The sequence below is a fragment of the Micromonospora sp. CCTCC AA 2012012 genome (genome assembly GCF_040499845.1).
In the GTDB taxonomy this organism is placed as follows: Bacteria; Actinomycetota; Actinomycetes; order Mycobacteriales; family Micromonosporaceae; genus Micromonospora; species Micromonospora mangrovi.
In genome coordinates, this window is the sequence record NZ_CP159342.1 from 2,631,591 (window position 1) to 2,658,585 (window position 26,995).

The following is a 26,995-nucleotide window of genomic DNA, read 5'->3' on the forward strand; positions in this document are numbered from 1 at the left end:
TGCCTTACGGGTGGCGCCCGCCTACATACCCCGTCGGGCACCTCGTCGCGCATCGGTGCGGGCACCGGGTCCCGTCGACGGCGTGCCGCGCCGCCGACCACGGCGCAGCCACCGTTCCGCCCGCCGCAGGGCGGCCACCATGGTCCGCTCGCGACGCAGCAGGACCCGCAGGTCACCGACGCCGAGGAAGGCCAGCCGGACCACCAGCCGGGCAGCCCGCTCGGCGCGTCCACGGTGGAGCGGTCCACTGTCGAGCGCCGGCACGTCGAGCAGGGCCGCGCCGGGCAGGCCGAGCACCTTCCCGGCGAGGAACCGGACCCGGGGCAGGTGCCAGGCGTGCGAGACGAGGCCCAACGGGCGACCCGCGGTGAAGTCCCGACCCGACAGCAGTCCGTCCTCGACGGCGTTGACCAGGTTCTCCAGGGTGCTCCGGGACCGGGTCTCGGCGCGCAGGTCCGCGTACCGGTCGAGGCCGGCCGCCCGGGCCGCGCGGAGCATCAGGTCGCCCTCGCGGCTGCCGACCGGCGGTGGCGGCGCGCCCTCGCACGCCTCGGCCCAGCCGCCGGTGAAGACGATCCGGGGCCGGCGGCCCCGGGCCGCCGCGCAGAGGAAGCCCGCCTCGTGGGCGCGGACGTAGTCGACGGCGGCCCGCACCCGGGCGAGGCTGGCCGGGGTGAGCGCATAGCTGCCGTCGACGCAGCGGACGCCGCGCCCGAAGACGACGAGCGCCTGGGCGGTCGGTGGTGTCATGCGCTCCCCCGGGCGGTTGCTGCCCCGAGCGTACCCAGCCGCCGGAGACGGACCCGCCGTGGTCCCGACCGGGTGGGCCCACCGCCCGGCCCGACACCGCCGGATCAGATCGCGGTGGCCTCGGCGACCTTCCACTCCCCGTCGACCGGGATCAGGGTGAGCACCACCCGGTTCTGGTCGACCTTCTCCCCCGCCGTGTTCACGTTGCGCCGGTACTGGTTGAGGTAGACCAGCAACTCGACCCGGTCGGCGGTCGCGCTCACCACGCCCGTCGCGGACACCTCCGCCGCCACGACCGCCTGCTGCGTGGTGGCGGTCGGCTTCAACGCCGCCGTGGTCTGCGCGTACTCCTTTCCGAAAGCGCCGGTGGCGAAGGTGCGGCCGTTGGCGACGCTGTCGTCGAAGGTGCGGTAGTCGTAGGAGAAGATGGCCTTGGCGGCGGCGGGCGCGGTGGCCAGCGCCTGTCGTACGGCGGCGTCCCGCCGCCCGGCCTGGTGGTCGCCCCACCAGGCGAGGCCGGCGACGACCGCCGCCAGCAGGATCGCGACGGCCAGCACCGGGACCGGCCCGCTGCGGGGCCGCGAGATTCCGACCAGGGTACGCACGGGTCCTCCCTCTCTCATCCGACGAACTGCAGGCGGGACACGAGCCAGCGGCCGGAATCCCCGTCGTGGACCAGGTCCAGCTGGATCCGGTAGTGCGACGGCCGCCCCTGCGGCGCCTTGACGTTCTTGACGGTCGCGTCGACGGCGACCAGCACCACCGCCCGGCGGCGGTCCCCGGAGACCAGGCCGGCCCGCAGCACCGTGCCGTGCGAGTCGACCTTGTTCTCGACGACGGCGGCGCGGACCTGGGACTGCCCCCGGGTGAACTCGTCGCGGAAGTCACCGGTCGCCTCGGCCGTGATCCGTTGGATGTCCCGGTCCACGCTGGCCGCGCTGATCGAGACGAAGTTGACGCTGGCCTGCTTGGCGGCGGCGAGAGCCGCCTGTCGCGCCTGGTCCGTCGCCCGGTCCACGTACCACCGGTGGCCGGTCACCCCGGCGGCCGCGACAGCGGCGACGAGCACGGCCACGAGCAGGACGACCAGCGACCGTCGGCGGCGCAGCGGCGCGGTGGTGGCCGACGTGGCGGGGGTCGGCTTGGCGGTGGTTGGCTTGGCGGTGGTCGACTTGGTGGCGGCCGACCTGGTGGCGGCCGGTGCGGCGGTGCGGGGGGTGGCCGCGGTGTCCTCCTCCGGCGGGCCGTCCGGGTCCGCCGGGTCGTCGTCGCCGGCCGGGTCCGCGAACTCCGCCGGATCCTCGACCGGTTCCTCGTCGAGCCGCTTCAGCAGCTCCTCGATCGGCTCCACGGGTCGGGGAAGCTGCCGGGGGACCATCCGGCGCTGGGCCGCCCGGCCGGCCACTCCGGGCTTGGCGCCCTTGATCACTTTCAGCGTGTGGTTCCTGCGGGCCTGCATCGCCACCTCCTTCTTCGCGCCGGTCACGGGGTCACTCCGGCGAGCAGCAACTGCTTCCACGACTGGGCCCCGGCCGTCCGGGACTGGCCGCCGGTGCCGCCGAACTGCAGCGGCCGGCCGTCGGGGCCGAGCACCAGGCCGGTCGCCGGGTCGTACCCGGCGGTTCCGGTCCCGCCGGGGGGCGGGGTCCCGGACCGGGCCGGGCCGCCGGCCGGCTCCCGGCCACCCGGCCGGGGCGCGTTGCCGGCGCCGCGCACGCTGGCGCCGGCCGCCCGCTCCCCCGCACCGCAGGTCGTCCCGCCGCCCCGGTACACGCAGGACGGTGGATCGGCGGCGTTGACGACCAGGCCGAGGTGGGCGGTGCCGTCGCCCGGGGTCACCGTGAACCCGCCGGCGACGGCGACCGGGTACACCACCAGCAACTGCTCGATGCCGGGCAGCCGCCGGGCGGCGATGCCGTTGACGGTCACCAGATTGCCGAGCAGGGTGCCGACCGTCGGATCCAACCCGCGCAGCAGCGCGACCAGTTCGCGCCCGGCGGGAGGACCGGCGGCGAGCAGCCGCCGCAGATCGGGGTCGGCGGCCCGGAGCGTGGCCGCCAGCTGGGCCAGACCGGCCGCCCAGCGGCGCAGCGCCGCCGCCGACTCCGCCTGGGTGGTGAGCACCGTACGTCCGTCGCGGATCAGGGTCAGCGTCTCCGGCAGCCGGGCGGTCGCCTCCGTCAGCAGCCCGTCGCCCGCGTCGAGGATCCGGGGCAACGCCTGCTCGTTGCCCTCGAACGCGGTGCCGAGTTCGGTGATCAGCACGCGGAGGTCGTCGGGGTCGAGGGAGCGCACCAGCGCGTCGAGGTTGGTCAGCAGCGTCTCCGGGGCGAGCGGGACACCGGTCCGGTCGGCCGGGATCACCGCCCCGTCGGCGAGGTACGGCCCGCTGTCGCGTTCCGGGCGCAGGTCGACGTACTGCTCGCCGACGGCGGAGCGCTGGGCCACCACGGCGCGCAGGTCGTCGGGCACCCGGACGTCGCGCCGCAGGCGCAGGTCGGCGCGGACCCCGTCGCCGCGCAGGGCGACCGCGGTGACCCGGCCGACGGGCACGCCACGGTAGGTGACCGGGGCGTTGGCGAAGATCCCGCCGGCCCGGGCGAGGTCCAGGTGCACGACGTAGCTGCCGCCGAAGAGCCGCTCACCGAGGCCGACGTAGCGGACGCCGACGTAGCCGATGCCGAGGACGCTCACCAGCACGAACGCCAGGACCTGAAGTTTCGCGGTACGTCCGGTCACGGCAGCAGGCCCCCTCCGAGGACGTCCGGCAGGTCGCCGATCTGTCCGGTCACCGCGCCGGTCACCGGCAGCACGCACTGCGCCGACAGGACGGTGCCGGCCGGCAGTTCGGTCCCGGCGGGAAAGGCGGTCCCCGGCGGTACGACGCCCTTCGGCAGGATCAGCCCGCCGACGGGCACCGCCGAACCGGGTCGGAGCAGCACGCAGCCCTGCGGCAGCAGGCAGTCCTTCGGCGGCGTCCAGGTCGTCGGGAAGTGCTTCGGGTCGGGCAGGCACGTCACCAGCGGCAGGCCGGGAACCGGAGCCGGGCCGGTGCCGGGCCGCGGGACGGTCGGGGACGCCCCGCCGGTCCGGGGTGGCCCGGCCGGGGCGGCGGGCGTCGGTGCCGTCCGGCGGGCCGGGGCGGGGGCCGCGGCGAGCAGGTTCGCCAGGATCGACGCCGAGTCGAGGTCGGCGGTGACGGAGAGATTGACGAAGTCGCCGACGATCGCGCCGGTGACGTTCGGCGGGAACGGGTACGACAGCATGAAGTCCAGCGACTTCGGCAGGTCGTCCCCGGCGCGCACCAGCTGCTCCAGGATGGGTTGCAGCGCCCGGACGTCGGCCAGGGTGTCCTCGCGACTGCGGTCGACGACCCGGGTGCCGACGGCGCCGAGCCGGTCGAGGGCGGTCAGCGCCCTGGTCAGTTGGGCCCGCTGGCCGGCCAGCACGGTCAGGCCGGGGCCGAGGGAGTCGACCGCGTCGCCGAGCACCTGTTTCTGCCGGTCGAGCCGGCCGGTCAGCCGGTCGAGCGCGTCGAGGGCGCGTACCAGGTCGGCCTTCTGCCGGTCCAGCCCGCCGATGAAGGTGTCGAGCTGGTGCAGTGCGTCCCGGACGGCGGGTTCCCGGCCGGCGAGGGCGTTGCCCAGCTCCTCGTTGATGGTCCGCAGTTGCGCCAGCCCGCCGCCGTTGAGCAGCAACCCGAGGGCGGCGAGGACCTCCTCGACCTCGGCGCCGCGGTTGGTGCGCGACAGCGGGATGACGTCGCCGGCGGCGAGGCGGCGGGTCGCCGCCCCGGTGGGTGGCGGCGCGACCGTCACGTACTTCTCGCCCAGCAGGCTGCTCTGCCGGACCGCGGCGGTGGCGTTGGCCGGCAGGCGGACGTCACGACCGAGCCGCAGGGTCACCCGGGCGGTCCAGCCGGCCAGGGAGATCTTCTCCACGGTGCCGACGGTCACGTCGTCGACCTTGACGGCGGCCTGCGGCACCAGGTCGAGCACGTCCGCGAACTCGGCGACGACCTGGTATCCGTCGCCCTTCGGCGCGCCGCCGGGCAGCGGCAGGGCGGTGACGTCGGGCAGGCCGCAGCCGGCCGGGAGCAGCGCCACCAGGACGGCCCAGGCCAGGGTCCGCAGCACCCGGGCGGTCATGCCGTCCCCCGCAGGATGCCGCCGAGGGTGGGGTCGCCGGTGCTGGTGGAGCCGCCCGGCGCCGGGCCGGGGGTGGGCGCACCCTGGGAGCTGCTTCCCGGTGCGGGCCCGCCGGTCGCCGGGGCGCCGGGCGGCAGCTTGAGCAGCTTGCGCAGCTGGTCGGTCATGGGCAGTCCGCGCGCGTGCAGGGTCTGCGCGAGGGCCAGGCACTTCGCGGGCACCTGGGCCACGGGGAGCTGGTCGGCCATGAGCGAGCAGGCGAAGCCGGCCGGGTCGTACGGACCCAGGGCGTTGTCCCGGGTGTCCAGGGTGCCGGAGCGCGGGTTGTAGGCGAGGTTGAGGTTGTCCAGCGCGAGCGGGGCGACGTCGAGGATCTGGATGACCGCCTGCTGCTGGCGGACCAGCACGCCGGTGATGTCGGTCAGCGCGGCGACGTTGGAGGTGAGCGCGGCCCGGTTCTGCCGGACGAAGGTGGTCACGTCGGTCAGCGCGGTGGCGAGGTTGCGCAGCGCGGCGGCGAGTTCGTCGCGTTCCCCGGCCAGCTGTCCGGCGACGTCGGCGAGCTGCTGGTTGAAGCCGCGTACCTGCTGGTCGCTGCGGGCCAGCGCGGTGGTGAAGCGTTGCAGGTTGGCGACGGAGCCGAAGAGGTCCTGCCGGCCGTCGGAGAGGGTGGTCAGGGCGCGGGACAGGCCGTCGAGGGTGTCGTGCAGGTTCTGTCCGTTGCCGGCCAGGTTGGCGCGGCCGGTGGCGACCAGGTCGGACAGGGCGCCGTCGCGGTTGGCGCCCTGCGGGCCGAGGGTGCGGTTGAACTCGTCGAGTGCCTGGTAGATGTCGTCGATCTCCATGGGCGCGACGGTGCGCGACAGCGGGATCTCGGTGCCGTCGCCGAGTGTGGGGCCACCGGCGTAGGCCGGGGTGAGCTGCACGTACCGGTCGCTGACCACGCTGGGCGGGACGATCAGCGCCTGCGCGTCGGCGGGGATCTCGACCTCGGGGTCGTACGTCATCGTCACCTTGACCGCGCGGCCCTGCGGTGTCACCGCGAACACCTCACCGACGCGGACGCCCAGCACCCGCACGTCCGAGCCGGGATAGACCCCGACGGCGCGGGTGAACCAGGCGACGACCCGCCGGTCGGGGGTGCCGCCGCGCAGCGCGACCGCACCGCCGGCGACGGCGACGAGCAGGGCGGTGGCGACGGCGAGCGGTCGTCGCCACCGCTGGAGGGAACCGGGCATCAGCGGCCTCCCGTCGTGGGTTGGTACGGCTGGAGCAGACCGGAGACGTACGAGTCGAACCAGCGGCCGTTGCCGACCACGTTGGCGAACGCGGTCACGAAGGGACCCATCCGCCGGATGGTCTGTTCCAGCTCGTCCCGGTTGCGTTGCAGGATGGCGACCACGTCACGCAGCTTGGCCAGCGCGGGACCGAGCCGGGCGCGGTTGTCGGTGACCAGGCCGGAGAGCTGGGTGGCGAGTTCGTCGGTGCCGACGAGGAGCTTGTGGATGGCGTCGCGACGCCGGCTCACCTCGGTCAGCAGCGCCTCGCCGTCGGTGACGAGTTTGCGGAACTCCTCGTCGCGGGTGGCGAGCACGGCGGTCACCTCGCGGGCCCGGCCGAGCAGGGTCCGCAGTTCCGCGTCGCGCCCGGCGACGGACCGGGACAGCCGGGAGAGCCCGACCAGGGAGGCGTTGACGCTGCCGGGGGTGTCGGCGAAGGTGCGCGACAGGGTGGTGAAGGCGGCGGCGAGCTGGTCGGTGTCGACCTTGTCGAGGGTGTCGGCGAGTCCGCTGACCGCCTGCACCACGTCGAACGGCGCGGCGGTGCGGGCGAGCGGGATCTGCCCGCCCTCGGGCAGTCGACCAGGGCCGGCCGGCGCGAGGGCCAGGTACTTCTGACCGAGCACGGTCTTGATCCTGATCGTGGCGCCGGTCCGGTCACCGAGCCGGACGCTGTCGTCGTCCACCCGGAACCGGACCCGGACGTAGGACGTCGTGTCGCGGGCCAGCTCCACCGCGGTCACCTTGCCCACCCGCACGCCGGCGACGCGGACCTCGTTGCCGACCGTGAGGCCGCTGGCGTCGTGGAACGCCGCCCGGTAGGCGCGTCCGGTGAGGTCGGCCAGCCGGTCGAGCTGGAAGGCGCCCAGCAGCGCGGCGACGATCAGTGTCAGCCCGACCGCGCCGACGACGACGGGGTTGCGGTCCCGGAACGGGGTCATCGGCTGCCTCCGGTGGCGCATCGGGCGGCCGGGGCGCTGAAGGTGGGCACGTCGAGCGGGGCCCGGCCGGCCACCGCCACGGTGCCGTCGAAGTCGCAGAGATAGAAGTTGAACCAGGAGCCGTACGAGGCGACCCGGGTCAGGGACTGGTAGCGCTCGGGCAGCCGGCCGAGGGTGCCGTCGATGACGGCGGCGTTGCGGTTGAGGTTGCCGCTGAGCTGGTCCAGGGCGCGGATGTCCGCGGCGAGCGGTGGCCGGGCCTGGCGCAACAGCGACGACGTGGTGGTGGTCAGTTCACCGATGCTGACCAGCGACTCACCGATCGCCTTGCGGTCGCCGGAGAGCCCGGAGACGAACTGCTGGAGCTGGCTGATGCTCTGGTCGAGGTTGCGGTCCCGGGCCGCGAGGGTGCCGAGGACGTTGTTGAGGTTGGTGATGACCCGGCCGATGACGGCGTCCCGGTCGGCGAGGGTGTTGGTCAGCGACGCGGTGCGGCGCAGCAGGCTGCCCACCGTGCCGCCCTCCCCCTGGAGCACCTGGATGATCTCGTAGGCGAGCTTGTTGACGTCGTCCGGGTCGAGGGCGGTGAACAGCGGCCGGAAGCCGTTGAACAGCACCGTGAGGTCCAGCGCCGGGGTGGTCTGCCCCAGCGGGATGAGACCGTCGGGCCGCAGCGGCCGACCCTCCCCCGGTCCTTCGCTCAACGCCACGTACCGCTGCCCGACCAGGTTGCGGTAGCGGATCCGGGCGCGGACGCTGGTCGCCAGCGGAACGTCGGCGGTGACGGTGAAGGCCACCTCGGCGACCGTGCTGTCGACCACGGTGATCCGGCTGACCCGGCCGACCTTGACCCCGGCGACCCGGACGTCGTCGCCCGGGAGGAGCCCGGTGACGTCGGTGAACCGGGCGCGGTAGGTGACGCCGCCCGGCGGGAACGCGCCCAGGGTCTGCGCCAGCAACGCGGTCAGCAGCAGGGTCACCGCGGCGAAGACCACCAGCTTCAGCAGCGGCGCGGCCGTCGTCCGGGCGCTCATCGGGCGTTCACCACCCCGCCGCGCAGCAGCGGCCCCCAGAGCAGGACCGCGATGTCGGGGACCTCCGCCGGTGGGGTGCCGGTGACGGCGCCGACGAGGGGCTTGACCAGCGCACGCTCCTCGCCGGTGCCGGCCCGGCCCATGTCCGGGGCGGCGCCGCCGGGCGCGCCGGCCGACAGGCCGACCGGCAGTGGCGTACGCGGGCGGGCGCCCCGGTGGTCGTACCCGTCGGCGACCGCCACCTCGGGCGCCGGTTGTGCCGGGTGGGGCAGGCCGCGGCAGTTCGGGCCGTCGTGCGCGGCGTAGACCGGCTCGTCCCGGCCCTGCTGGTACTTCCCGCCGTCCCGGGTGACCTCCAGGGTGATGTGCATCCGGCCGTCGGCGAAGACCTGTTCCACGCGGGGCTGCAGGGCGACCAGGCCGCTCATCAGGCAGGGGTACTCCGGTGAGTAGGTGGCGAGCAGTTCCAGCACGGGGCGGCTGACCCGGCCGAGGGAGATGAGCTGGTCGCCGTGCCGGTCGAGGAAGCCCCGGGTGGCGTCGGCGGTGTCGGTGGCGTCGACGAGGAACGCCGCGAGCTGGCTGCGCTGGTCGGTGACGGTGCGGGCGGTGACGGTGACGTCGCGCAGCAGGGCGAGCAGGTCGGGCAGTGCCGCGTCGTAGCCGTCCAGCACGACGGCGAGTTTCCGGACGTCCTCGGCGATGGTGGGCATCGCCGGGTTGAGCTGCCGCAGGTACGCGTCGAGCCGGACCACGTTCGCGCCGAGCCGGTCGCCGCGTCCTTCGAGGGCGGCGGCCAGCGCCCCCAGCGTCGCGGCGAGCTGGTCGGGCCGGATCGCCTGGAGCAGGGGGAGCGCCTGGTCGAGGACCCGTTCCAGCTCGACGGCGGTACGACTGCGGTCCTGGGTGATGACCGCGCCGTCCCGGATCGGCGCGGCGGTGCCGCCGGCCGGCGGGACGAGTTCGACGTACCGCTCGCCGAAGAGGGTCTTGGGCAGCAGCCGCGCGGTGACGTCGGCGGGGATCCGGGGCGTGGTGGCCGGGTCCAGGGCCAGCCGCAGGGTGGCGCCGGTGCCGTCGCTGCCGACCGAGCGGACCTCGCCGACGACGACCCCGCGTACCTTGACGTCGGCGCCCGGGGTGAGCTGCAGCCCGGACCGGCCGGCGTGCAGGGTGACCCAGGCGACCGGGGTGAAGGCCTTGCGGTACTGCAGCACCGAGGCGGTCAGCGCGGTGGCCAGCACGGCGATGAAGACGATGCCGAGGATGCGATGTCTCATGGTCACCCCGCGATCCGGACGGTGGTGGTCGCGCCCCAGATGGCCAGCGACAGGAAGAAGTCGACGATGTTGACCGCGACGATCGCGAGCCGCACGGCCCGACCGACCGCGACGCCGACGGCGGCCGGCCCGCCCTTGGCGGTGTAGCCGTAGTAGCAGTGCACCAGCACCACGATCACGCTGAAGACCAGCACCTTGCCGAACGACCAGAGCACGTCCTGGGGCGGCAGGAACAGGTGGAAGTAGTAGTCGTAGGTGCCCGCCGACTGCCCGAAGTAGAAGACTGCGATGGTGCGGGTGGCCAGGTAGCTGGCGAGCAGCCCCACCACGTACAGCGGGACGACCGCGACGAAGCCGGCGATCATGCGGGTGGTGACCAGGAACGGCAGCGACGGCACGCCCATCACCTCCAGGGCGTCCACCTCCTCGGCGATCCGCATCGCCCCGAGCTGCGCGGTGAACCCGCACCCGACGGTGGCCGACAGTGCCAGCGCGGCGACCAGCGGCGAGATCTCCCGGGTGTTGAAGTACGCCGAGACGAAGCCGGTGAAGGCGCTGCTGCCGATCTGGTTGAGCGCCTGGTAGCCCTGCAGGCCGACCTCGGTGCCGGTGAAGAAGGTCAGGAAGCAGATGACCCCGACCGTGCCGCCGAGCACGGCGAGCGCGCCGGAGCCGAAGCTCACCTCGGCCAGCAGCCGGACCACCTCGCGCTTGTAGCGGCGTACGGTGCGCGGCGTCCACGCGAACGCGCGCAGATAGAAGGCCAACTGCCCACCGAGGTCGTCGAGCTGTCGCAGCACCGGCATGTCAGCTTCCCTTCTGCGGTACGACCTGGAAGTACACGGCCGTGACGAGGAAGTTCAGCGCGAACAGCAGCATGAAGGTGATGACGACGCTCTGGTTGACCGCGTCGCCGACCCCCTTCGGGCCACCCTTGGCGGTCATCCCCCGGTAGGAGGCGACCAGCGCGGCGGCAGCGCCGAACAGCAGTGCCTTGAACTCACCCACCAGCAGGTCGGGCAGCTGGCCCAGGGCCTGGAAGCTGGCCAGGTAGGCGCCGGGCGTGCCGCCCTGCAGGACCACGTTGAACAGGTAGCCGCCGGTCACCCCGACCACGCTGACCAGGCCGTTGAGCAGCACGGCGACCAGCATCGAGGCGAGCACCCGGGGCACCACCAGACGGTGGATCGGGTCGATGCCGAGCACCTGCATGGCGTCGAGCTCCTCGCGGATCTTCCGGGAGCCGAGGTCGGCGCAGATCGCCGAGCCGCCCGCGCCGGCGATGACCAGCGCGGTGACGATCGGCCCGGCCTCGCGGACCACCGCGAGCACCGACGCGGCGCCGGTGAACGACTGCGCGCCGAGCTGCCGCACCAGCGAGCCGAGCTGCAACGCGATGACCGCGCCGAAGGGGATGGAGACCAGCGCGGCGGGCAGGATCGACACCGAGCTGATGAACCAGGCCTGCTGGACGAACTCGCGGACCTGGACCGGTCGCCGGCCGAGGCCGCGCAGGGTGTCCAGGCAGAACGCGAAGAACTCGCCGGTGTGGCGGACGGCGGCGACGGGCGCGCTCATCCGGCCACCTCCCGGTGGTGTCGCCCGTCGGCGGTCGGATCGAGTTCGACGGTGGGGTGCCCGCGGTCGGGGTGCCCGCCGTCGGGATGCCCCGCGAAGGAGCCGGGGGGTGGGGTGACGTTGTGCTCCCGGCACCACTGGCCCGGTGGCCGCTCGGCTGCCCGGGGCAGTCCGTCCGACGGCGGCAGTTGCGGCGGGATGGGCGGCAGTGGGGGCAGTTCGACGCCCGCGTCCGCCTCGGCCTGCAACTCCTCGGCGTCCTTCTCCTCGGCCATCCCGATCGGGCCGATCCGTTGGGCGTTGAGGAACTGCCGCACCACCGGCTCGGTGCTGGACAGCAGCATCTCCCGCGGCCCGAACATGGCCAGGTGCCCGTGGTAGATGAGCCCGATGTTGTCCGGCACCGTGCGGGCGGTGTTGATGTCGTGCGTGACGATCAGGAAGGTCGCCCCGGTCCGCTGGTTGAGGTCGATGATGAGCTGGTTCAGATAGGCGGTGCGGACCGGGTCCAGGCCGGAGTCCGGCTCGTCGAAGAGGACGATGCGGGGTTCGAGCACGAGCGCCCGGGCCAGGCCGGCCCGTTTGCGCATGCCGCCGGAGATCTCGCCGGGCAGCTTCTTCTCGGCGCCGACCAGACCGACCATGTCGAGCTTCTCGGTGACCACGTCGCGGATCTGCGCCTCGGACTTGCGGGTGTGCTCCCGCAGCGGGAAGGCCACGTTGTCGTAGATGGTCATCGAGCCGAAGAGCGCGCCGTCCTGGAACAGCACGCCGAACAGCTTGCGCACCTCGTACAGCGCCCGCTCGGAGAGCCGGGGCAGGTCCTTGCCCTCGATCCAGATCGAGCCGGCGTCGGGCCGCAGCAGCCCCACCAGGGTCTTGAGGAACACCGACTTGCCGGTGCCGGACGGACCCAGCAGCACGGAGATCTCACCGGCCGGCAGGGTCAGGCTGATGTCCGACCAGACCGGCTGACCACCGAAGGACTTCGTCAGTCCCTGCACGGCCACTTCGACACCCATGCACCCTCCCCTCGTCGCTACCTGACACATCGCGCCGGCCGGACCGAACGCAACAACTTCTTTCCGATACCGAATGTTGACGGAGAGTGAACTAGGCAAAGTGGCCGGTGTCTCGATACGGTGCCGGTTGACCCGCCGGTAACGAAGGTGTCTCGCATCCCATGACCACAGCGATCGAGCCGGAGCTCGTCCGTCTGGCCGCCGACGGCGACCGGGCGGCGACTGCGGCCCTGCTCGCCGACGTGCGGCCCCGGCTCGTCCGCTACTGCCGGGCCCGGCTGGGCCGGATCGGCGGGGCGTACACCACCGCCGACGACGTCGCCCAGGAGGTCTGCCTGGCGGTGCTGAAGGCGCTCCCCCGCTACCGTGACCAGGGCCGGCCGTTCGCGGCGTTCGTCTTCGCCGTCGCGGCGAACAAGGTCGCCGACGCGCAGCGGGCGGCCGTCCGGGACTCCGCCGTGGCGGTCACCGACACGCCGCTGGAACACCCGGACACCGCCCCCGGCCCGGAGCAGCAGGCCGTCGCCACGGACCTGGCCCGGCGACTGTCCGTGCTGCTGCACCGCCTGCCCGACGCGCAGCGGGAGATCATCACCCTGCGGGTGGCGGTGGGCCTCACCGCCGACGAGGTCGGCACCATTCTCGGCATGTCGGCCGCGGCCGTACGGGTGGCCCAGTCCCGCGCCCTGGCCCGCCTCCGTACGCTGGCCGGCGACGGACTCGACGAGGTGGCGGCATGAGTGAGCGTTGGCCGGACGGCGGTGGCGAGGAGCTGGATCCCGGCGTGATCGCCCACGACGACCTGCTCCTCGACGCCCTCGGCCGGGGCGGGCCGGTGGTCGAGCCGGACGACGTCACCGCGCTGCTGGCCGCCTGGCACGCCGACGTCACCGCCGGCGACGACACCGTCACCCCACTCTCCGACACCGTCACCCGGCCCTCCGACGGCGTGGACGACACCGCCACCTGGGTCGGCGCCGCAGCGCCGCACACACTCGATCCCGCGCCCCGGGCCCTCGGCGTGGACGCCCGTCCGGGGGTCGCCCACGTCCGGGCCGGCACCCCGGACAGACCCGCCCGTCTCAGGCCCGCCCGGGGCGGGGCGGGCCGTGGCGGGCCCGGCCGGCGACCGTTCGGACGGCGGGCCGCCCGGCTCGCCGCCACGGCGCTCGCCGCCCTCGTGCTGGTCGCGGGGCTGGGGGTCGGCACCCGCAACGCCGGACCGGCCAGTCCGCTCTGGGCACTGACCAAGGTGCTGCACCCGGAGCGGGCCGAGGTGCTCGCGATCGAACACACCATCGGCGAGGCGCGTGCCGCCGTCGCGGCGGGCCGGTTCGACGACGCCCGACAGCTCATCGACCGGGCGGCGCGGGATCTGGCCCGGGTCACCGACCCCACCGACGTCGCCCGGCTGCGCGCCGAGATCGACGGCGTACGGCGTGACCTGGCCGCGGTGGACGGCTGCCCCACCTGGCCCCGGTGCGCGTCCACCTCCCCCGTGCCGACGCGGCCGTCGCCCGCCACCTCGGCGGCCGGCACCCCGGCCGTCACCCACCCCCCGAGGCCCCGGACGACCGCGCCGAGACCCGTGCCGGCGGCACCGGCACCGGCGCCCTCACCCACCTCGTCGTCCGGCTCCGGTCCGCTGCCACCGTTGCCGCTGCCGTCCGTGCTGGGGCCGTCGGTGCTGCCGTCGCTGCCCGGGCTGCCGCTGCCCACCGGAGACCTGCTCGGCTGACCGGCCGCCGTCCCGACCGGTCCGTCCGCCACCCGGGACGCGCCCCGGGTCGCACCGACGCGCCGGGTACGCACCGGCGCGGGCGGTGGCCTCCGCCCGGCCCGCCGACGACACCCCGGCCCGCCCGGCACCCGCCCGACGCCCGTGGGCTGCCGTGACGTACGGCACTGGTTGTTGCGTTCCGGCGGCCACCCGCGATGCACCAACGTGGCCTTCACAAAGTTGACCTTGCACCGTTGCGATCGGCACCGGACGGTGGTTGACTGCTCCACCGTGCCAGAAGGGACGATTGACGATAGGTCGGTTAATTCGTGAAACACACTGAGTTGTCGCCACGACAGTCCGGCAGCAGACACCGTCCGACGTGGCGGCAGCGGGCGGCCCGCTGGCTGGACCCGACGGTGGCGCAGTGGGCCGTCACGTCGGACGGGAGCCCGGCCGCGCCGCCCCCGCCCGAGGACCGGGCCGACACCCTCTGGCCGGCCATCTGCGAGCAGTTCGCGCTGCGCATCCTCGCCTCGGCGTACCAGATGGGCAGCCACCTGGAGGCCGTCGAGACCGACGAGCAGGACCCGGAGCGGCTGGAGCGGCTCTACCGCATCGACCACGCGAACACCCGGATCCGCCGCCACGCGGAGAACCTGCAGGTGCTGCTCGGTCGCCGGGTCGAGGACGCCGACCCGCAGACCGTCACCCTCGTGGACGTGATCCGGGCGGCCACCTCCGCCGTCGAGCACTACCCCCGGGTCCAGGTCGGACACGTCGTGGACCTCGGGGTCGTGGACTTCGCCGCGGACGACGTCATCCGGGTGCTCACCGAACTGCTGGACAACGCGACCCGCTTCTCACCGCCCTCGTCGTCGGTGATCGTCTCCGCCTACGTCACCGAGGACGGTGCCGTCCTGATCCGCGTCGAGGACGCCGGTGTCGGCGTCCACCCCGACCAGGTGGCGGCGCTCAACGCCCGGTTGGCCGGCACCGCGCCGACGTCGACCACGGCGGATCCCGCAGCCCACCTGGGCCTCGTCGTCGTGGCACACCTGGCCCGCGCCAACCAGCTGCGGGTCAGGCTCACCAACCGGCCCTCCGGCGGCACGACCGCGACGGTGCTCGTACCCGGGTCGCTGCTGTGCGAGGTGATGCCCGGCGCTACGCCGGCACCCGCCGCCGCGCCGACGGCGCCGGCCGGCGGGCCGCCCGACCGGGTCGGCACCCGGCAGCGGGACACGCCGCCGGGCCCGCCCCCCGACGGCACCGAGAGCCCCACGCTGCGCCTCGCCACCCTCGGTGCCCCGCCGGCCGGGAACCACCCGCCGCAGAGCCGGCCCGGCGGCGGCGAGCTACCCCGCCGGGTCCGCGAGAGCATCCGCGCCGACGCCGTCCCCGGCGAGCTGTCCCGGCCCGGACCGGCACCGCGGCAGCATCTCCCGTCGTCCCCCGAGGCCTGGCCCGACGAGACGGCCGCCTTCGCGGCCGGCGTCACCCATGCCCGGTCCACCCCGCTTCCCGAAGGGCCCCTGCGATGACCCCGACCCCGCACGACGGCGGCACCCGGCCGGCGAACGGACCGGGCCGGCCGGACTGCGCCTGGCTGATCCGCCAGTTCGCCGACGACGTCCCCGGCGTCACCCACGCGGTGCTCGTCTCCCTCGACGGGCTGCAACTGGCCGCCTCCCGGCAGGTGCCCCGTGACCTGGGCGACCAGCTCGCCGCGCTGACCTCGGGACTGCTCAGCATGGCCGACCGCAGCGCCGACCTGCTCGACCTCGGCCCGTCGGAATACCTGACGGTCCGGCTGCCCCGCGGGCACCTGCTGTTCATGCGGGTCGGCGACTCCGCCGGCTTGGCCGTGGCCGCCGCGGCGGGCTGCGACCTGCGGATCGTGTCGTACCGGATGACGCAGTTCGTCGGCTCCGTCTGGCACGTACTGACCCCGCAGGTACGCAGCGAGTTGCACCGCCTCACCGCCAGCCAGTCGGCCCGTTGACGGCCGGAAGCCGAGGGAGCGTCTCCACCGTGCCCAACCCGTACTGGAAGGTGCGACCCTACGTCCTCACCGGAGGGCGGGCCCGCACCCGGCGCCACCTGCTGGTGCACACCCTGGTGTCGGTGCCCCACTACGACGCCGTGTTCGCCTCGGGCCTGCTGCCGGAGCCCCGGTCCCTCTACGAGCACGCCCGCTGGACCAGGTCGGTCGCGGAACTCTCGGCGGCCTGCGGCATGTCGCTGGGCGTGACCCGGGTGGTCGTCGACGACCTCGCGGCCACCGACCGGCTGCGCGTCCACGGCGACAGCTCCGCCTCCCCGTTCGACTACCGCCTCCTGGAGAGACTCCGCGATGGCCTCCGCCAGCTCGCCTGACCGCCTCCTGCCGACCTCCGCGAAGATCGTCGTCGCCGGTGGCTTCGGGGTCGGCAAGACGACGTGCGTCCGGTCCATCTCGGAGATCCCGCCGATCAACACCGAGGCGTGGATGACGGCGGCGAGCGAGACCGTGGACCGGCTCGACCCCGGCACCGACAAGACCACCACCACCGTGGCGATGGACTTCGGCCGGCTGACGATCGGCGCCGACCTGGTGCTGTACCTCTTCGGCACCCCCGGTCAGCCGCGGTTCTGGCCGATGTGGGACGACCTGTGCCGAGGGGCGGTCGGCGCGCTGGTGCTCGCCGACACCCGGCACCTGGCGGCCTCGTTCCCCGCGGTCAACTACTTCGAGCAGGACACCGACCTGCCGTTCGTGGTCTGCGTCAACCTCTTCGACGGGGTGCTGACCCACCGCCTGGACGCCGTCCGGGACGCCCTCGAACTGCCGGCCGAGGTCCCCGTGATCGCCTGCGACGTCCGGGACCGGGCGGCGGTCGCCCGGGCACTGCTGGCGGTCGTCGACCACACGATCGACCACACCACCGGCGCCTCCCCGAGCCGCCTCGTCCGACAGCCCACCTGACCCGGAGGTCTCCATGCGCAGAATCCTGATCGTCGGGGCCGGTCAGTCCGGCCTCCAGCTCGGGCTGAGCCTGCTCGCCGAGGGCTACGACGTGACCGTCATGTCGGCCCGTACGCCGGACGAGATCCGGCGCGGCTGGGTGATGAGCACCCAGGCCATGTTCGCCCCCGCCCTCGACACCGAGCGGCGGTACGGACTGGACCTCTGGTCGGCCGAGGCACCGCCCATCGGGGGGCTGCACGTGTCGCTCTCCGCGCCGCCCGGTGAGCGGGCGCTGCGCATCCCCTGTGTCCTGGAGGAGCCGGCGCAGAGCACCGACCAGCGGCTGAAGATGGCCGCCTGGCTGGACCTGTTCGAGCAGCGCGGCGGCACGGTGCACTACCAGGGCGTGACCACCGCCGACCTGGACGGACTGACCCGGCTCGGCCGTTACGACCTGACCGTCGTGGCCGCCGGAAAGAGCGAACTGGTGGGCGTCTTCGACCGCGACCCGCACCGGTCGGCGTACGCGGCACCGCAGCGGGGACTGGCCGTCGCATACGTGCACGGCATGGCGCCGGACCCGCTCTGGCCGGCGCCGCACGTCAGCTTCAACGCGGTGCCCGGGCTCGGCGAACTCTTCGTCATTCCCGCGCTGACCCTCTCCGGGCCGTGCGACATCCTGTTCTGGGAGGCGGTGCCGGACGGGCCGCTCGACCTGTGGCAGGAACGCCGTGATCCCGCCGAGCACCTCAAGCTCACCCTGGAGCTGGCCCGGCGGTACACGCCGTGGATCCACCAGCGGTGCGCCGCGGTCGAGCTGACCGACGGGCGGGCCACCCTCTCCGGCCGGTACACCCCGACGGTGCGCCGGCCGGTGGCGGAGCTTCCCTCGGGCGGGGTGGTCCTCGGCATGGCCGACGTGGTCGTCGCCAACGACCCGATCACCGGCCAGGGCAGCAACACGGCGGCGAAGTGCGCCTACTCGTACCTCGCGTCCATCGTGGAGCGGGGCGACCAGCCCTTCGACCGGGAGTGGATGGAGCGGACCTTCGAGCGGTTCTGGACGGACACCGGGCAGGCGGTCACCGAGTGGACCAACGCCATGCTCCAGCCGCTCCCGCCGCACGTCCAGCAGCTCCTCGGCGCCGCGTCGGCCAACCCGGTGATCGCCCGTCGCTTCGCCGGCGGCTTCTGCGACCCGAACGACCTCCAGCACTGGTTCCTGTCCCCGGACCGCGCGCAGGAGTACCTGGCCTCCGTCGCCGCCGACTGATCCGGCCCGTCCGGCCGGGGACGGCGGGTCGGGCCGCGCCGGGTCGACCGACCCGGCGCGGTGGGTGGTCAGGCCGGAGCGGGGGCCGGTCGGATGACGGTGAACACCGCGCCCGCCGGATCGGCGAGGGCGGCGACCCGGCCCGTCGGGACGTCGCGCGGCGGCACCAGCAGTCGCCCACCCCGCCCCTCGACCCGCTCGGCGGCGGCGTCCGGGTCGGCCACCGCGACGTAGACCATCCAGCCGGTGGGCAGCAGCCCGTGCAGCGGCGGGGGCAGCGTCAGCCGACCGGCGACCGGCCGACCGCCGGCCACCAGCAGGGCGTACGAGTCGTCGGGCGCGCCGGGCGGCACGGTGGCGTGCAGCCCCAGGACCTCGGCGTGGAACCGGTCGGCCTCCGCCGGGGCGGTCGTCATGTACTCGTACCAGCAGGGGCGCCCGGGGCCGGGAGCCACCACCTCCCCGCCGGTACGCACCCGGAAGGCGCCGCCGGCCGGGTCGTACACCTGCTCGCCGTCGCCGCGGGCGCCGGCCCGGCCCGCCGCGGCCCGGACCGCCTCGGCGTCCTCCGCCGCGAAGACGGTCCACCAGCGCGCGGGGGCGTCACCGGTGCGCAGGTGCGCGGCGGGCAACCCGTCGGCGAGCGCCGTGGTCCCGGCGGCCGACTCCGTGTACGTCCAGCCGAGCAGGTCGGTGTAGAAGGCGCGGGCGACGTCGAGGTCGGGAGTGACGAGCTCGACACCGCCGGGAACCGCCGGCGCGGGGGAAGCGTTCACCTGGGTCTCCAGAGGGGACGGCGGATCAGTGGTCAGGATGTCTTACCACGGTGTCGGCCGTCGCGCCGGAGCGCTCGTCGCGAACCCGACCGAGCAGGAAGTCCAGCGGGACCGGCCGGCCCAGGTGATAGCCCTGCCCGGCGTCGACGCCCAGCCGGCGCAGCGCCGGCACCAGCGCCTCCCGCTCGACCGACTCGGCGACCGTACGCATGCCCAAGCCGTGCGCGGCGCGGACCACCGCGTCGATGAGCACCGGGTCGGCACCCCGCCGGTCGGCCTGCCGGACGAAGTCCCCGGCGATCTTGACGGTGCTGAACGGCAGGTGCTTGAGATAGGCGAACGACCCGAAGCCGGCGCCGAAGTCGTCCAGGCTCAGCCGGCAGCCGGCGTCCCGCAGCGTGTCGGCCAGGTTGCGGACCGCCGCCACGTTGGTGATCGCCGCGGTCTCGGTGACCTCCAGACCGAGCCGGCTGGCGTCCACCCCGGCCCCGCGCAGCCGGTCGACCACCCAGTCGCCGAAGCCCGGCGACTCCATCGACCGCGCGGAGATGTTGACGTCGAACCGCATCCGGGCCGCCACGACCGACGGCTGCGCCAGGGCCGCCGTGGCGGTGGCCACCACCCACCGGTCGAGTTCGCCGATCAGGTCGTCGCGCTCCACGGTGGGCAGGAAGTCGCCCGGCGACAACGGGGGCTGCCGGCCGTCGCGCAGCCGGATGAGCAGCTCATGGCTGACCACCTCGCCGGTCAGCAGGTCGACGATCGGCTGGGCGTCCAGGTGCATCCGGTGCTCGTCCAGCGCGCTGCGGACCCGGGTCACCACGTTGACCCGCTGCACCGCGTGCCGGTACTGCTCGGGCAGGTAGAGCCGGGCCCGGTTGCGGCCGGCGTTCTTCGCCTCATAGAGCGCCAGGTCGGCGTGGGCCAGCACCACGTCCCGGGTGTCCCCGGGTTCCAGCGAGGCGGCCCCGATGCTCAGGCTGACCCGCAGCCCGGCGTCGGCCAGCGGCACCGGCGTGTGCACCGCGACGTTGCACAGGTTCTCGGCGACGGCGAGGGCGTCGGTCGCCGAGGCCCCCGGCAGCACCACCGCGAACTCGTCGCCGCCCAGCCGGCCCAGCACGGTGCCGGGTGGCAGGTGGCGGACGAGCAGCCGGGCCAGCAGCCGCAGCACGTCGTCCCCGACGGCGTGCCCGTGCACGTCGTTGATGTCCTTGAAGTTGTCGATGTCGATCAGCAGCAGCGCGCCGGTCCGCTGACCGTCGGGCGCGAGCAGGTCGTCCAGGCGGCCGAGCAGGGCACGCCGGTTCGGCAGGTCGGTCAGCGGGTCACGCTCGGCGAGCCGGGTCAGCTCCTCCTGGATCCGCCGGGCCGTGGTGATGTCGTGGGCGGTGCCCAGGACCCGCACCGGTGCGCCGGACGCGTCGGTGAAGACCTCGCCGTAGCACTCGAAGACCCGCATCGTGCTGCGGTCGGCGAGATACATGCGGTGGGTGTAGGAGAACGGCGCGGGTTTGCGCAGCGCCGCCTCCAGGGTCCGCTCGATCAGGCCGACGTCCTCGGGGTGCAGCAGCTCCCGGTACGCCGGGTAGTCCAGCGCGGTGCCCGGCGGGAGGCCGAACATCTCCAGCAGCACGTCCGACCAGATGACCGTGTCGGTGGAGATGTCCCACTCCCAGGTGCCCACCTTGGCCAGCTTCTCGATGTGGGCCAGGCGCCACCGGTAGTTGCGCCCCCACTCGCGCTCCCGGCGCTCGTCGGTGACGTCCCGCACCTCGTACAGGCGCAGGGTCCGGCCGTCGTGGTCGACCCCGTGGCAGCGCACCTCCAGCCAGCGGGCGGTGCCGTCGGGGCCGGGCCACCGCAGGTCGACGGCGGGTCCGTCGGGTTCGGCGCCGGTACGCGGCAGCTCCTCCGGCGGGACGCCCAGCCGGCGCGCCGCCGCGTTCGACCAGAGGCACCCGCCGTCGGGGGTGAGCACCGTCATCGCGGTGGCGGCGATGTCGGCCGCGGCCGCCGGCAGAGTCATCACCTGGCCACCCCACTCCTGTCGCCGGACACGGCAGCCCCGAACAGCCCCGACAGACGGTCATCCGGTGGCGACGCGGAGTCTACCCAGGACGGTGCCGGTGGCGCTCGTCGCGAGCGCCGGAAAGAGCGAGGTGTGCTGATCTTTCCAGTCCGTCCCCTCGGCGCCGGGCGCTCTTGACACCGACTGCCAACCTGATCGCGCCGGGCAGATCGCCTGGCGGAGACGAGGGAGTGTGCACCATGGCCACACGTCGTGTCGGACCGGCGGTGGGATTCCCGCCACGGCGCATCGTTCCGGTCGTCGGGTCCGTCCTGGCCGGGGCGATCGTGCTGATCGTCGCCCTCACCGCGGTCGTCGGCGGCTTCGACAAGACGGCCGGCGGTGAGGTCGGGGTGGTCCGCAACGGCGGCTGGCTCGACAACAACCGGGTACGTCAGGTGATCCCGCCGGCGTCCAGCCTGACCTGGACGGGCATGTACTCGACCATCCACCGCTACCCCGCACAGCAGCGCTTCTACACGATCACCTCCGACAACAGGCGCGGTGACCGGACCGGCGTCGACGTGGTGAACACGCCGTCCAGCGACGGCGTCGAGATGGGCATCGAGGGCACCATCTACTTCACCCTCAACCTCGACCCGAAGATCCTGAAGGCGTTCGACACGAAGTTCGGCACCCGGCAGTTCCGCGGCGTGGACGGCCAGCTGCGCTACGCCTACGAGGGGGACGAGGGCTGGAGCACCTTCCTCGACGCGATCGTCCGCCCGGTGATCGACAACGACCTGCGCATCCAGATCAACAGTTTCCGCTGCGCGGAGCTGGTCTCCAGTTGCGCGCTGGTCCAGAACGGCGCCCAGCGGACCGGGACGTCCGCGCCCGCCAACCCGGACGGCGGAGGTCAGACCAACAACACCAACATCGCCAAGGTGCAGGAGGCCGTGAACAGCAGCCTCCCCAAGGACCTGGCCGAGATGCTGGGCGGGAACTTCTTCGAGGGCATCAAGTTCAACCTGGCCCGGGTCACCCTGCCGCAGACGGTGCAGGACGCGGTCAGCAAGGCCCAGGCGGCGTACGCGCAGGTCAGTGAGGCCCAGGCGCGGGTGGCGCAGGCGAAGGCGGAGGCGGAGGCCAACAAGACCCGACAGCAGGGGTACGACGCCTGCTCCGCGTGCGCCCAGATCGACATCATCAAGGCGCTCCCGCCGGGCGTGACGACGTACGCCCCCGGGGCCGGCGCCACCGTCCCCCTCCAGTGAGGCGGAGCTCGTCGTGCGGGCCGTCGCCCTGCTGCTCGCCGTCGGTGTCACGGTCGTCGTCGCCCTCGGCTGCCACCTGCTGCTGACAGCCCTGGCCGGGCGGCGCGACCGACGGGCGGTCCGGGCGGCGCGCTGGCAGGTGCTGCACTACGGGCGGGACGGGCGGACGGTGGTCGCGGTGGGGCTGGTGCCGCCGCGGGGACCGGTCCTCGACGAACACGTCGTCGACCGCATCCCCGACACCGACCCCGGGTGGAACGACCGGTTCCTGCGGGCCCGGCTCAGTGCGGAGGAACGGGCGTACCACCTCAACGGCGGTGGCCCGCCGCTGCCCGGCTAGGGCCGGTCGGCGTGGGGGCGGTCGGGTCGACCGCCCCCACGCCGCGCCTCAGTCCTCGGCCTGCCAGCGGTAGAACTCCCGGGCCACCGCGTCGTCCGGGCCCCGCCAGCTCTCCGGGTCGTACGGGCTGACGAACGGGGTGAGCTCCGCCATGATCCGGGCGAAGGCCGGCTGCTCGTGGTCGCCGCCCAGGCCCTCGCTGAACGCCGCGTCGGTGCGTTCCAACAGGTGCACGAAGACGTCGTCGATCGAGTACAGCCACCGTCCGGTGACCCCCAACCGGGTCGGCAGCGGCCCGGCGTCGGACTCGGCGAAGATGCGGGCGATGTCGGCCTCGGCGCCGGGCTTCAGGCGCTGCACGATCACCGTGAGGTTCCGGCCGGCCTCCTCGGGCGGCGCGCCGGTCTCCGGCTCCCACCGGTAGAACTCCTTGGCGACCGAGTCGGACGGGTTCTGCCAGTTCCTCGGGTACGGCGTCACGTACGGGCCGATCTCCTCGGCGATCTTCTGGAACGCGGGCAGCCCACGCGTCTGCCCGGAGATCTTCGGGTCCTGCCGGCGCTCGATGACGTGGATGTAGAGGTCGTGCAGCGTCAGCAGGCGACGGCCGATGACGCCGAGGTCCTGCGGTCGGGTGGCCCGGTCGTAGTGGGCGAAGACGTCGCCCACGATGCCGTCACTGCCGGGGACCATGTGACAGACGATGACGTTTCGGAAGACCATGACTGCTCCTTGCGGGTGAGTGGTTGGCGAGGGCGGGTGGGCGTACGGGTCACGCCGCGAACCGGACCGGAAGCTCCAGCAGGCCGCGGAACGGCGACGCCGCCGGCAGCCGGCGCAGCTGCGCGACCGGCGTGCCGAGCCGCAGCCCCGGTAGCCGGCGCAGCAGCGCCCCGATGCCGAGCTGGGCCTCCATCCGGGCGAGCGAGACCCCCAGGCAGTAGTGGACGCCGTAGCCGAACCCGACGTGCGGGCCGCGTTCGCGGCACAGGTCCAGCCGGTCCGGCTCGGTGAAGTGCGCCGGGTCGTGGTTCGCCGCGTTGATCACCACGCCGACGATCGACCCGCTCGGGATGTGGACCCCCCGGTAGTCGACGTCCTCGGTGGCGATCCGGGGACTGGCCACCGGCAGCGGACCGTCGAACCGGAGCAGCTCCTCGATCGCCGAGGGCAGCAGCTCCGGCCGGGCGCGCAGCAGGTCGAGCTGGTCGGGGTGGGTCAGCAGGGCCACCACGGCGTTGCCGATGAAGTCCGCGGTGGTCTGGTGACCGGCGAAGAGCAGCAGGAACGAGGTGGTCACGAGTTCCGACTCGGAGAGCTTCCCGTCCTGGTCGCAGGCGGAGATCAGGGCGCTGATCAGGTCGTCGGCGGGGTCCGCGCGTTTGGCCTTCACCAGGTCGACGAAGTAGTGGTGCAGCCGCAACTGGGCGTCCTGCACCGCGGCCCGGTCCTCCTGCGGGGTACGCCCCGACGACCCGGACGTCCGGATCACCTGGGTCCAGTCGAGCACCGGGTCGTGGTCGGCCACCGGGATGCCGAGCAGCTCGCTGATCACCCGCATGGGCAGCGGGATGGCGAAGTCGTGCATCAGCTCGGCCTGCCCCTGCGGGACGATCTTGTCGAGCAGGTCGTCCACGATCTGCGCCACCCGGGGCCGCAGCGCCTCGATGCGGCGGGGCGCGAACGCCTGCGAGACGATCCGGCGCAGCCGGGTGTGCTCCGGCGGGTCCGAGTTGAGCATGTTCCGGTTCAGGCCCTCCGAGTTCGGCCCGAAGATCCGCAGGTAGTGCTGGCCCGGCCCGTACAGGTCCTTGGAGAGCCGGGGGTCGGTCAGCGCCGCCCGGGCGTCGTCCATCCTGGTGATCAGGTAGGAGTCGAACCGGGGCGAACCGACCGGGCAGACCGGGGCCTCGTCCCGCAGCCGGGCGAAGGTGGGATAGGGGTCGGCGGCGAACTCGTCGGTGTACAGCTCCGAAGCGGGCACCACGTGCTCGGTCATCTCGCCCCCTCCGACGCGCTGCGCACGCTGTGCAGCACCTGGTAGGTGTGCCGCTGCGCGGACTCGCGCAGCTCCCGGACCACGCGCAGCAGCTCGTCCCGCTGCTCGCTGCGGCCGAAGGCGTCCAGCCGGTCGCGGTCCGCCCAGTCGCTGATGATGAGATAGCTGCGCGGGTCGTCGGCGTCGCGGACGAGGTCCTGGTGCAGGCAGCCGTCCAGGGTGCGGATCTTCTCGGCCGCCGACAGCCACTCCGCCTCGAACTGCTCCTCGCAGCCGGGCCGGGTACGCATCGCCAGCACGGTCCGTACGGTCGTCATCGCGCACCCCGGAACACCAGCTGGAGGTTCTTGCCGAGCGCGTCGGCGTCGACGGGCTGGCTGCGGAACCCGACGTGCCCGTCGGGGCGGATCAGGTACAGGGCGCTCCCGGCGACGCCGTACGCGGCCCGGAACTCACCCCCGGCGTCCTGCACCACCGGCGGGTCGAGCGGCGCGGGCGCCGGGGCGTCCGGGTGCAGCAGCAGATAGACGTCGACCTGTCCGGCGGTCTGCCGGCGCACGTCGGCGCAGAGCGTCCGCACCCCGGCGAGGGTGGCGGCGTCGGCCGACGCGTCGGCGTAGAGCAGCAGGGTGTGCCGGGTGCCGCCGATCAGGTCGTACAGCCGCAGCGGGTGTCCGACGCCCCGGCGGCGCAGGCCACCGACGTCGGGGGCGCGGTCGCCGGGCGCGGGGCCGGACCGCAGCGCGTCCGGCGCGGCGAGCGACTCGCCGACGAGCGGGCTGTCCGCGTAGCTCAGCAGCATCGACATCTCCTGGAGGAACTGCCGCTTCAGGTCCTCGCGGTCCAGCTCGTCGGTGAACGCCATCCGCACCGCCCGGCCGACGATCTCCTCGCCCTCCGGGCGCCGCTCGGTCTCGTAGCTGTCCAGCAGCCCGGGCGCGGCGACCCCCCGGACCGCCAGGGCCAGCTTCCACGCCAGGTTCCAGGCGTCCTGGATGCCGGTGTTCATGCCCTGCCCACCGGCCGGCGGGTGCAGGTGCGCGGCGTCACCGGCCACGAAGACCCGGCGGTCGCCGTACCGGTCGACGATGCCGTGACTGATCCGGAACACCGACGACCAGCGCAGGTTCGACACGCGGGTGCCGGGCGGGGCCAGCCGGTCGACCGCGGCCTGGACGTCGTCGAGGGTGGGCTCGGCCAGCTCCTCGCTGAACCCGGGTGGGGCGTCCTGCCCGCCGGTCTGGGCGAAGAACCGGGGCGGCGCCAGGGTCGCGATCCGGTAGCGCGACTCGCCGCGCAGCGGGACGCAGACCAGCATGCCGTCCATCCGGCCGTCGGTCTCGTGCATGAACCGCAGCAGGTGCCCCGCCGGCATGTCCCAGTCCACGTCGACGTCGCCGAGCATGAACAGCTGCGGGAACCGGCCCAGCCCGCCGGAGAACGTCAACCCGAGCAGCTCCCGGACCCGGCTGTGCGCGCCGTCGCAGCCGACCAGGTACCGGGCGCGTACCGTCTCCTCGCCCGTCTGGGTGGCGAGGGTGGCCGTCACACCGTCGTCGTCCTGGGTGAACGCGACCAGCTCGGCCCCGCGCTGCGGGCGTACGCCGAGGGTGGCGAGTCGTTCGGTGAGGAGGCGCTCGGTCTCGTACTGCGGCAGGCCGAGGTGCGCGTAGGGCAGTTCCGGCAGCTCCCAGCTCATCCGGTGGGTCTCGTGCCCGTTGACGAACACCATGTTGCCGGTCAGCCAGATGCCGGCGTCCATGGCCTCCCGCACGATGCCCTGGCGCTCCCAGATCTCCATCGTGCGGCAGTGCACGCCGATCGCCTTGTCGGCCTGCCCGGGCGGGGTGGCCCGCTTCTCGACCAGCCGGCAGTCGACGCCGCGCCGGGCCAGCTCGACGGCGGTGGTCAGCCCGGTCGGTCCCGCTCCGACGATGAGTACGTCCGTTGTCGTGTGCACGTCGGTCTCCTTGCCCCTGCTCGGTTCTCGCCTGCTGTCGGGTTGGTCCACGCGCCCGCTGTCGGGATGGTCCACGCGGTGGAAGAGGCGGCGCCGGATGTCGAGGAGGAACGGCGCGATCGGGCCGGCCTCCTCCTGCGCGTGGGCCGGATTGCGGATCCAGTGGAAGAACTCGGCCTCCCCGCGCCACTCGGCGAAGATGTGGAAGAGATCCGAGCCGGGCTCACGCAGCAGGTCCTCGCGCAGGTAACCCGGCACCCGGCCCATCCGCGCGGTGACCTCGGGATAGCCCCGTTCGAACTCGGGCAGCCGGTCGGCCGGCACGGTGAGCTCGACGTCCACGAAGATCGTGGACCCGGCACCGGGGGTGTCCCGCATGACCAGGACGTCGTCCGCCCCGGACGGCTCGGTCAACGGCCGGAGCGCGGCGACGAGAGCCGCGGCGACCGGCCCGCGTTCGTGCTCGCGCCACGCGGACTCGTCGACCCACTCGGTGACGACGACGAACGCGCGGGTGTCGTGGGCGTCCCGCAGCAGGTCCCGCCCGAGGTTGCCGGGCACCGCGCCGAGCTGTCCGGCCACCGTCCGCCAGGCGGCCTCCACGTCGGGTTCGGCACCGGGGCGCGCACGGATCCGCAGCATCGTCCTGATCATGA

At 73.8% G+C, this 26,995-nt stretch carries 27 protein-coding genes; 9 read left to right on the forward strand and 18 right to left on the reverse strand.

Annotated features, from left to right (window positions below):
* Window positions 1–21: 21 nt before the first annotated feature.
* The 12 genes from ABUL08_RS11805 to ABUL08_RS11860 form a co-directional block, all read right to left on the reverse strand.
* Window positions 22–750 (reverse strand): YdcF family protein, encoded by a 729-nt coding sequence (locus tag ABUL08_RS11805; protein ID WP_350937390.1) that lies wholly within the window; start codon window positions 748–750, stop codon window positions 22–24.
* 104 nt (window positions 751–854) lie between these two features.
* The gene (locus ABUL08_RS11810; protein WP_350937392.1) at window positions 855–1,355 is read right to left on the reverse strand and encodes a hypothetical protein; all 501 of its coding nucleotides are present in this window, start codon (window positions 1,353–1,355) and stop codon (window positions 855–857) included.
* Between the two features lie 14 nt (window positions 1,356–1,369).
* A complete protein-coding gene (locus tag ABUL08_RS11815; protein ID WP_350937393.1) occupies window positions 1,370–2,236 on the reverse strand; it encodes a hypothetical protein in 867 nt (288 codons plus the stop codon).
* Entirely contained in the window at window positions 2,233–3,489 is a 1,257-nt protein-coding gene (locus ABUL08_RS11820; protein ID WP_350937395.1) for an MCE family protein, read from the reverse strand. Before ABUL08_RS11820 ends, ABUL08_RS11815 begins: the two co-directional genes overlap by 4 nt.
* Window positions 3,486–4,898 carry an MCE family protein gene (locus ABUL08_RS11825; RefSeq protein WP_350937397.1) on the reverse strand — a complete coding sequence of 471 codons (1,413 nt, stop codon included), beginning with the start codon at window positions 4,896–4,898 and terminating at the stop codon, window positions 3,486–3,488. The genes ABUL08_RS11820 and ABUL08_RS11825 overlap by 4 nt, the downstream gene beginning before the upstream one ends.
* Complete coding sequence (locus ABUL08_RS11830; protein WP_350937398.1) at window positions 4,895–6,136, reverse strand: MCE family protein; 1,242 nt, start codon at window positions 6,134–6,136, stop codon at window positions 4,895–4,897. Before ABUL08_RS11830 ends, ABUL08_RS11825 begins: the two co-directional genes overlap by 4 nt.
* Window positions 6,136–7,119 carry an MCE family protein gene (locus ABUL08_RS11835; protein WP_350937401.1) on the reverse strand — a complete coding sequence of 328 codons (984 nt, stop codon included), beginning with the start codon at window positions 7,117–7,119 and terminating at the stop codon, window positions 6,136–6,138. The genes ABUL08_RS11830 and ABUL08_RS11835 overlap by 1 nt, the downstream gene beginning before the upstream one ends.
* Window positions 7,116–8,153 carry an MCE family protein gene (locus ABUL08_RS11840; protein WP_350937403.1) on the reverse strand — a complete coding sequence of 346 codons (1,038 nt, stop codon included), beginning with the start codon at window positions 8,151–8,153 and terminating at the stop codon, window positions 7,116–7,118. The genes ABUL08_RS11835 and ABUL08_RS11840 overlap by 4 nt, the downstream gene beginning before the upstream one ends.
* The gene (locus ABUL08_RS11845; protein WP_350937404.1) at window positions 8,150–9,433 is read right to left on the reverse strand and encodes an MCE family protein; all 1,284 of its coding nucleotides are present in this window, start codon (window positions 9,431–9,433) and stop codon (window positions 8,150–8,152) included. The genes ABUL08_RS11840 and ABUL08_RS11845 overlap by 4 nt, the downstream gene beginning before the upstream one ends.
* 2 nt (window positions 9,434–9,435) lie before the next feature.
* Window positions 9,436–10,239 (reverse strand): MlaE family ABC transporter permease, encoded by an 804-nt coding sequence (locus ABUL08_RS11850; RefSeq protein WP_350937406.1) that lies wholly within the window; start codon window positions 10,237–10,239, stop codon window positions 9,436–9,438.
* Window position 10,240: 1 nt separating this feature from the next.
* Window positions 10,241–11,011: an MlaE family ABC transporter permease gene (locus tag ABUL08_RS11855; protein ID WP_350937408.1), complete on the reverse strand. Its 771-nt coding sequence runs from the start codon at window positions 11,009–11,011 to the stop codon at window positions 10,241–10,243.
* The gene (locus ABUL08_RS11860) at window positions 11,008–12,033 is read right to left on the reverse strand and encodes an ABC transporter ATP-binding protein (RefSeq protein ID WP_350937409.1); all 1,026 of its coding nucleotides are present in this window, start codon (window positions 12,031–12,033) and stop codon (window positions 11,008–11,010) included. Before ABUL08_RS11860 ends, ABUL08_RS11855 begins: the two co-directional genes overlap by 4 nt.
* 161 nt (window positions 12,034–12,194) lie before the next feature.
* Between ABUL08_RS11860 and shbA the strand changes: the two genes are divergently transcribed.
* From shbA to ABUL08_RS11895, 7 genes are all read left to right on the forward strand, one after another.
* Window positions 12,195–12,773 carry an RNA polymerase sigma factor ShbA gene (gene shbA, locus ABUL08_RS11865; protein WP_350937412.1) on the forward strand — a complete coding sequence of 193 codons (579 nt, stop codon included), beginning with the start codon at window positions 12,195–12,197 and terminating at the stop codon, window positions 12,771–12,773.
* Complete coding sequence (locus tag ABUL08_RS11870; protein ID WP_350937414.1) at window positions 12,770–13,771, forward strand: anti-sigma-D factor RsdA; 1,002 nt, start codon at window positions 12,770–12,772, stop codon at window positions 13,769–13,771. Before shbA ends, ABUL08_RS11870 begins: the two co-directional genes overlap by 4 nt.
* Window positions 13,772–14,082: 311 nt before the next feature.
* Window positions 14,083–15,297 (forward strand): sensor histidine kinase, encoded by a 1,215-nt coding sequence (locus ABUL08_RS11875; RefSeq protein ID WP_350937416.1) that lies wholly within the window; start codon window positions 14,083–14,085, stop codon window positions 15,295–15,297.
* Window positions 15,294–15,758: a roadblock/LC7 domain-containing protein gene (locus ABUL08_RS11880; RefSeq protein WP_350937418.1), complete on the forward strand. Its 465-nt coding sequence runs from the start codon at window positions 15,294–15,296 to the stop codon at window positions 15,756–15,758. Before ABUL08_RS11875 ends, ABUL08_RS11880 begins: the two co-directional genes overlap by 4 nt.
* A gap of 29 nt (window positions 15,759–15,787) precedes the next feature.
* The gene (locus ABUL08_RS11885; RefSeq protein ID WP_350937421.1) at window positions 15,788–16,132 is read left to right on the forward strand and encodes a DUF742 domain-containing protein; all 345 of its coding nucleotides are present in this window, start codon (window positions 15,788–15,790) and stop codon (window positions 16,130–16,132) included.
* Entirely contained in the window at window positions 16,110–16,721 is a 612-nt protein-coding gene (locus ABUL08_RS11890) for a GTP-binding protein (RefSeq protein ID WP_350937422.1), read from the forward strand. Before ABUL08_RS11885 ends, ABUL08_RS11890 begins: the two co-directional genes overlap by 23 nt.
* Window positions 16,722–16,734: 13 nt before the next feature.
* Window positions 16,735–17,976, forward strand: coding sequence for a styrene monooxygenase/indole monooxygenase family protein (locus ABUL08_RS11895; RefSeq protein ID WP_350937424.1), 1,242 nt, complete (start codon window positions 16,735–16,737; stop codon window positions 17,974–17,976).
* 68 nt (window positions 17,977–18,044) lie between these two features.
* Here the strand turns inward: ABUL08_RS11895 and ABUL08_RS11900 are convergent, their stop codons facing one another.
* On the reverse strand, window positions 18,045–18,752 hold the full coding sequence (locus tag ABUL08_RS11900; protein ID WP_350937425.1) for a VOC family protein: 708 nt from the start codon (window positions 18,750–18,752) through the stop codon (window positions 18,045–18,047).
* A 25-nt stretch (window positions 18,753–18,777) separates the two neighbouring features.
* Entirely contained in the window at window positions 18,778–20,781 is a 2,004-nt protein-coding gene (locus tag ABUL08_RS11905) for a putative bifunctional diguanylate cyclase/phosphodiesterase (RefSeq protein ID WP_350937428.1), read from the reverse strand.
* Between the two features lie 242 nt (window positions 20,782–21,023).
* On the opposite strand from ABUL08_RS11905, the gene ABUL08_RS11910 reads away from it, so the two are divergent.
* Together ABUL08_RS11910 and ABUL08_RS11915 are read left to right on the forward strand one after the other, a co-directional pair.
* Window positions 21,024–22,040 carry an SPFH domain-containing protein gene (locus ABUL08_RS11910; RefSeq protein WP_350937430.1) on the forward strand — a complete coding sequence of 339 codons (1,017 nt, stop codon included), beginning with the start codon at window positions 21,024–21,026 and terminating at the stop codon, window positions 22,038–22,040.
* Window positions 22,041–22,053: 13 nt separating this feature from the next.
* Window positions 22,054–22,380 carry a hypothetical protein gene (locus ABUL08_RS11915; RefSeq protein WP_350937432.1) on the forward strand — a complete coding sequence of 109 codons (327 nt, stop codon included), beginning with the start codon at window positions 22,054–22,056 and terminating at the stop codon, window positions 22,378–22,380.
* A gap of 48 nt (window positions 22,381–22,428) precedes the next feature.
* Here ABUL08_RS11915 and ABUL08_RS11920 read toward each other — a convergent pair whose 3' ends face one another.
* From ABUL08_RS11920 to ABUL08_RS11935, 4 genes are read right to left on the reverse strand one after another with little or no spacing between them, the layout of a single operon-like run.
* Window positions 22,429–23,103 carry a TcmI family type II polyketide cyclase gene (locus ABUL08_RS11920; protein ID WP_350937434.1) on the reverse strand — a complete coding sequence of 225 codons (675 nt, stop codon included), beginning with the start codon at window positions 23,101–23,103 and terminating at the stop codon, window positions 22,429–22,431.
* 49 nt (window positions 23,104–23,152) lie between these two features.
* Window positions 23,153–24,379: a cytochrome P450 family protein gene (locus tag ABUL08_RS11925; protein ID WP_350937437.1), complete on the reverse strand. Its 1,227-nt coding sequence runs from the start codon at window positions 24,377–24,379 to the stop codon at window positions 23,153–23,155.
* Window positions 24,376–24,696 carry a putative quinol monooxygenase gene (locus tag ABUL08_RS11930; protein WP_350937439.1) on the reverse strand — a complete coding sequence of 107 codons (321 nt, stop codon included), beginning with the start codon at window positions 24,694–24,696 and terminating at the stop codon, window positions 24,376–24,378. Before ABUL08_RS11930 ends, ABUL08_RS11925 begins: the two co-directional genes overlap by 4 nt.
* Window positions 24,693–26,993: an FAD-dependent oxidoreductase gene (locus ABUL08_RS11935; RefSeq protein ID WP_350937441.1), complete on the reverse strand. Its 2,301-nt coding sequence runs from the start codon at window positions 26,991–26,993 to the stop codon at window positions 24,693–24,695. Before ABUL08_RS11935 ends, ABUL08_RS11930 begins: the two co-directional genes overlap by 4 nt.
* Window positions 26,994–26,995 lie beyond the last annotated feature (2 nt).

Excerpts from the sequence above, each read along its gene's own strand:
- ABUL08_RS11905 (WP_350937428.1), bottom strand. The coding sequence starts at position 20,781 with ATGACTCTGCCGGCGGCCGCGGCCGACATCGCCGCCACCGCGATGACG.
- ABUL08_RS11825 (WP_350937397.1), bottom strand. The coding sequence starts at position 4,898 with ATGACCGCCCGGGTGCTGCGGACCCTGGCCTGGGCCGTCCTGGTGGCG.
- ABUL08_RS11830 (WP_350937398.1), bottom strand. The coding sequence starts at position 6,136 with ATGCCCGGTTCCCTCCAGCGGTGGCGACGACCGCTCGCCGTCGCCACC.
- ABUL08_RS11840 (WP_350937403.1), bottom strand. The coding sequence starts at position 8,153 with ATGAGCGCCCGGACGACGGCCGCGCCGCTGCTGAAGCTGGTGGTCTTC.
- ABUL08_RS11860 (WP_350937409.1), bottom strand. The coding sequence starts at position 12,033 with ATGGGTGTCGAAGTGGCCGTGCAGGGACTGACGAAGTCCTTCGGTGGT.
- ABUL08_RS11870 (WP_350937414.1), top strand. The coding sequence starts at position 12,770 with ATGAGTGAGCGTTGGCCGGACGGCGGTGGCGAGGAGCTGGATCCCGGC.
- ABUL08_RS11890 (WP_350937422.1), top strand. The coding sequence starts at position 16,110 with ATGGCCTCCGCCAGCTCGCCTGACCGCCTCCTGCCGACCTCCGCGAAG.
- shbA (WP_350937412.1), top strand. The coding sequence starts at position 12,195 with ATGACCACAGCGATCGAGCCGGAGCTCGTCCGTCTGGCCGCCGACGGC.
- ABUL08_RS11805 (WP_350937390.1), bottom strand. The coding sequence starts at position 750 with ATGACACCACCGACCGCCCAGGCGCTCGTCGTCTTCGGGCGCGGCGTC.
- ABUL08_RS11910 (WP_350937430.1), top strand. The coding sequence starts at position 21,024 with ATGGCCACACGTCGTGTCGGACCGGCGGTGGGATTCCCGCCACGGCGC.
- ABUL08_RS11920 (WP_350937434.1), bottom strand. The coding sequence starts at position 23,103 with ATGGTCTTCCGAAACGTCATCGTCTGTCACATGGTCCCCGGCAGTGAC.
- ABUL08_RS11845 (WP_350937404.1), bottom strand. The coding sequence starts at position 9,433 with ATGAGACATCGCATCCTCGGCATCGTCTTCATCGCCGTGCTGGCCACC.
- ABUL08_RS11855 (WP_350937408.1), bottom strand. The coding sequence starts at position 11,011 with ATGAGCGCGCCCGTCGCCGCCGTCCGCCACACCGGCGAGTTCTTCGCG.
- ABUL08_RS11935 (WP_350937441.1), bottom strand. The coding sequence starts at position 26,993 with ATGATCAGGACGATGCTGCGGATCCGTGCGCGCCCCGGTGCCGAACCC.
- ABUL08_RS11880 (WP_350937418.1), top strand. The coding sequence starts at position 15,294 with ATGACCCCGACCCCGCACGACGGCGGCACCCGGCCGGCGAACGGACCG.
- ABUL08_RS11930 (WP_350937439.1), bottom strand. The coding sequence starts at position 24,696 with ATGACGACCGTACGGACCGTGCTGGCGATGCGTACCCGGCCCGGCTGC.
- ABUL08_RS11835 (WP_350937401.1), bottom strand. The coding sequence starts at position 7,119 with ATGACCCCGTTCCGGGACCGCAACCCCGTCGTCGTCGGCGCGGTCGGG.
- ABUL08_RS11850 (WP_350937406.1), bottom strand. The coding sequence starts at position 10,239 with ATGCCGGTGCTGCGACAGCTCGACGACCTCGGTGGGCAGTTGGCCTTC.
- ABUL08_RS11895 (WP_350937424.1), top strand. The coding sequence starts at position 16,735 with ATGCGCAGAATCCTGATCGTCGGGGCCGGTCAGTCCGGCCTCCAGCTC.
- ABUL08_RS11925 (WP_350937437.1), bottom strand. The coding sequence starts at position 24,379 with ATGACCGAGCACGTGGTGCCCGCTTCGGAGCTGTACACCGACGAGTTC.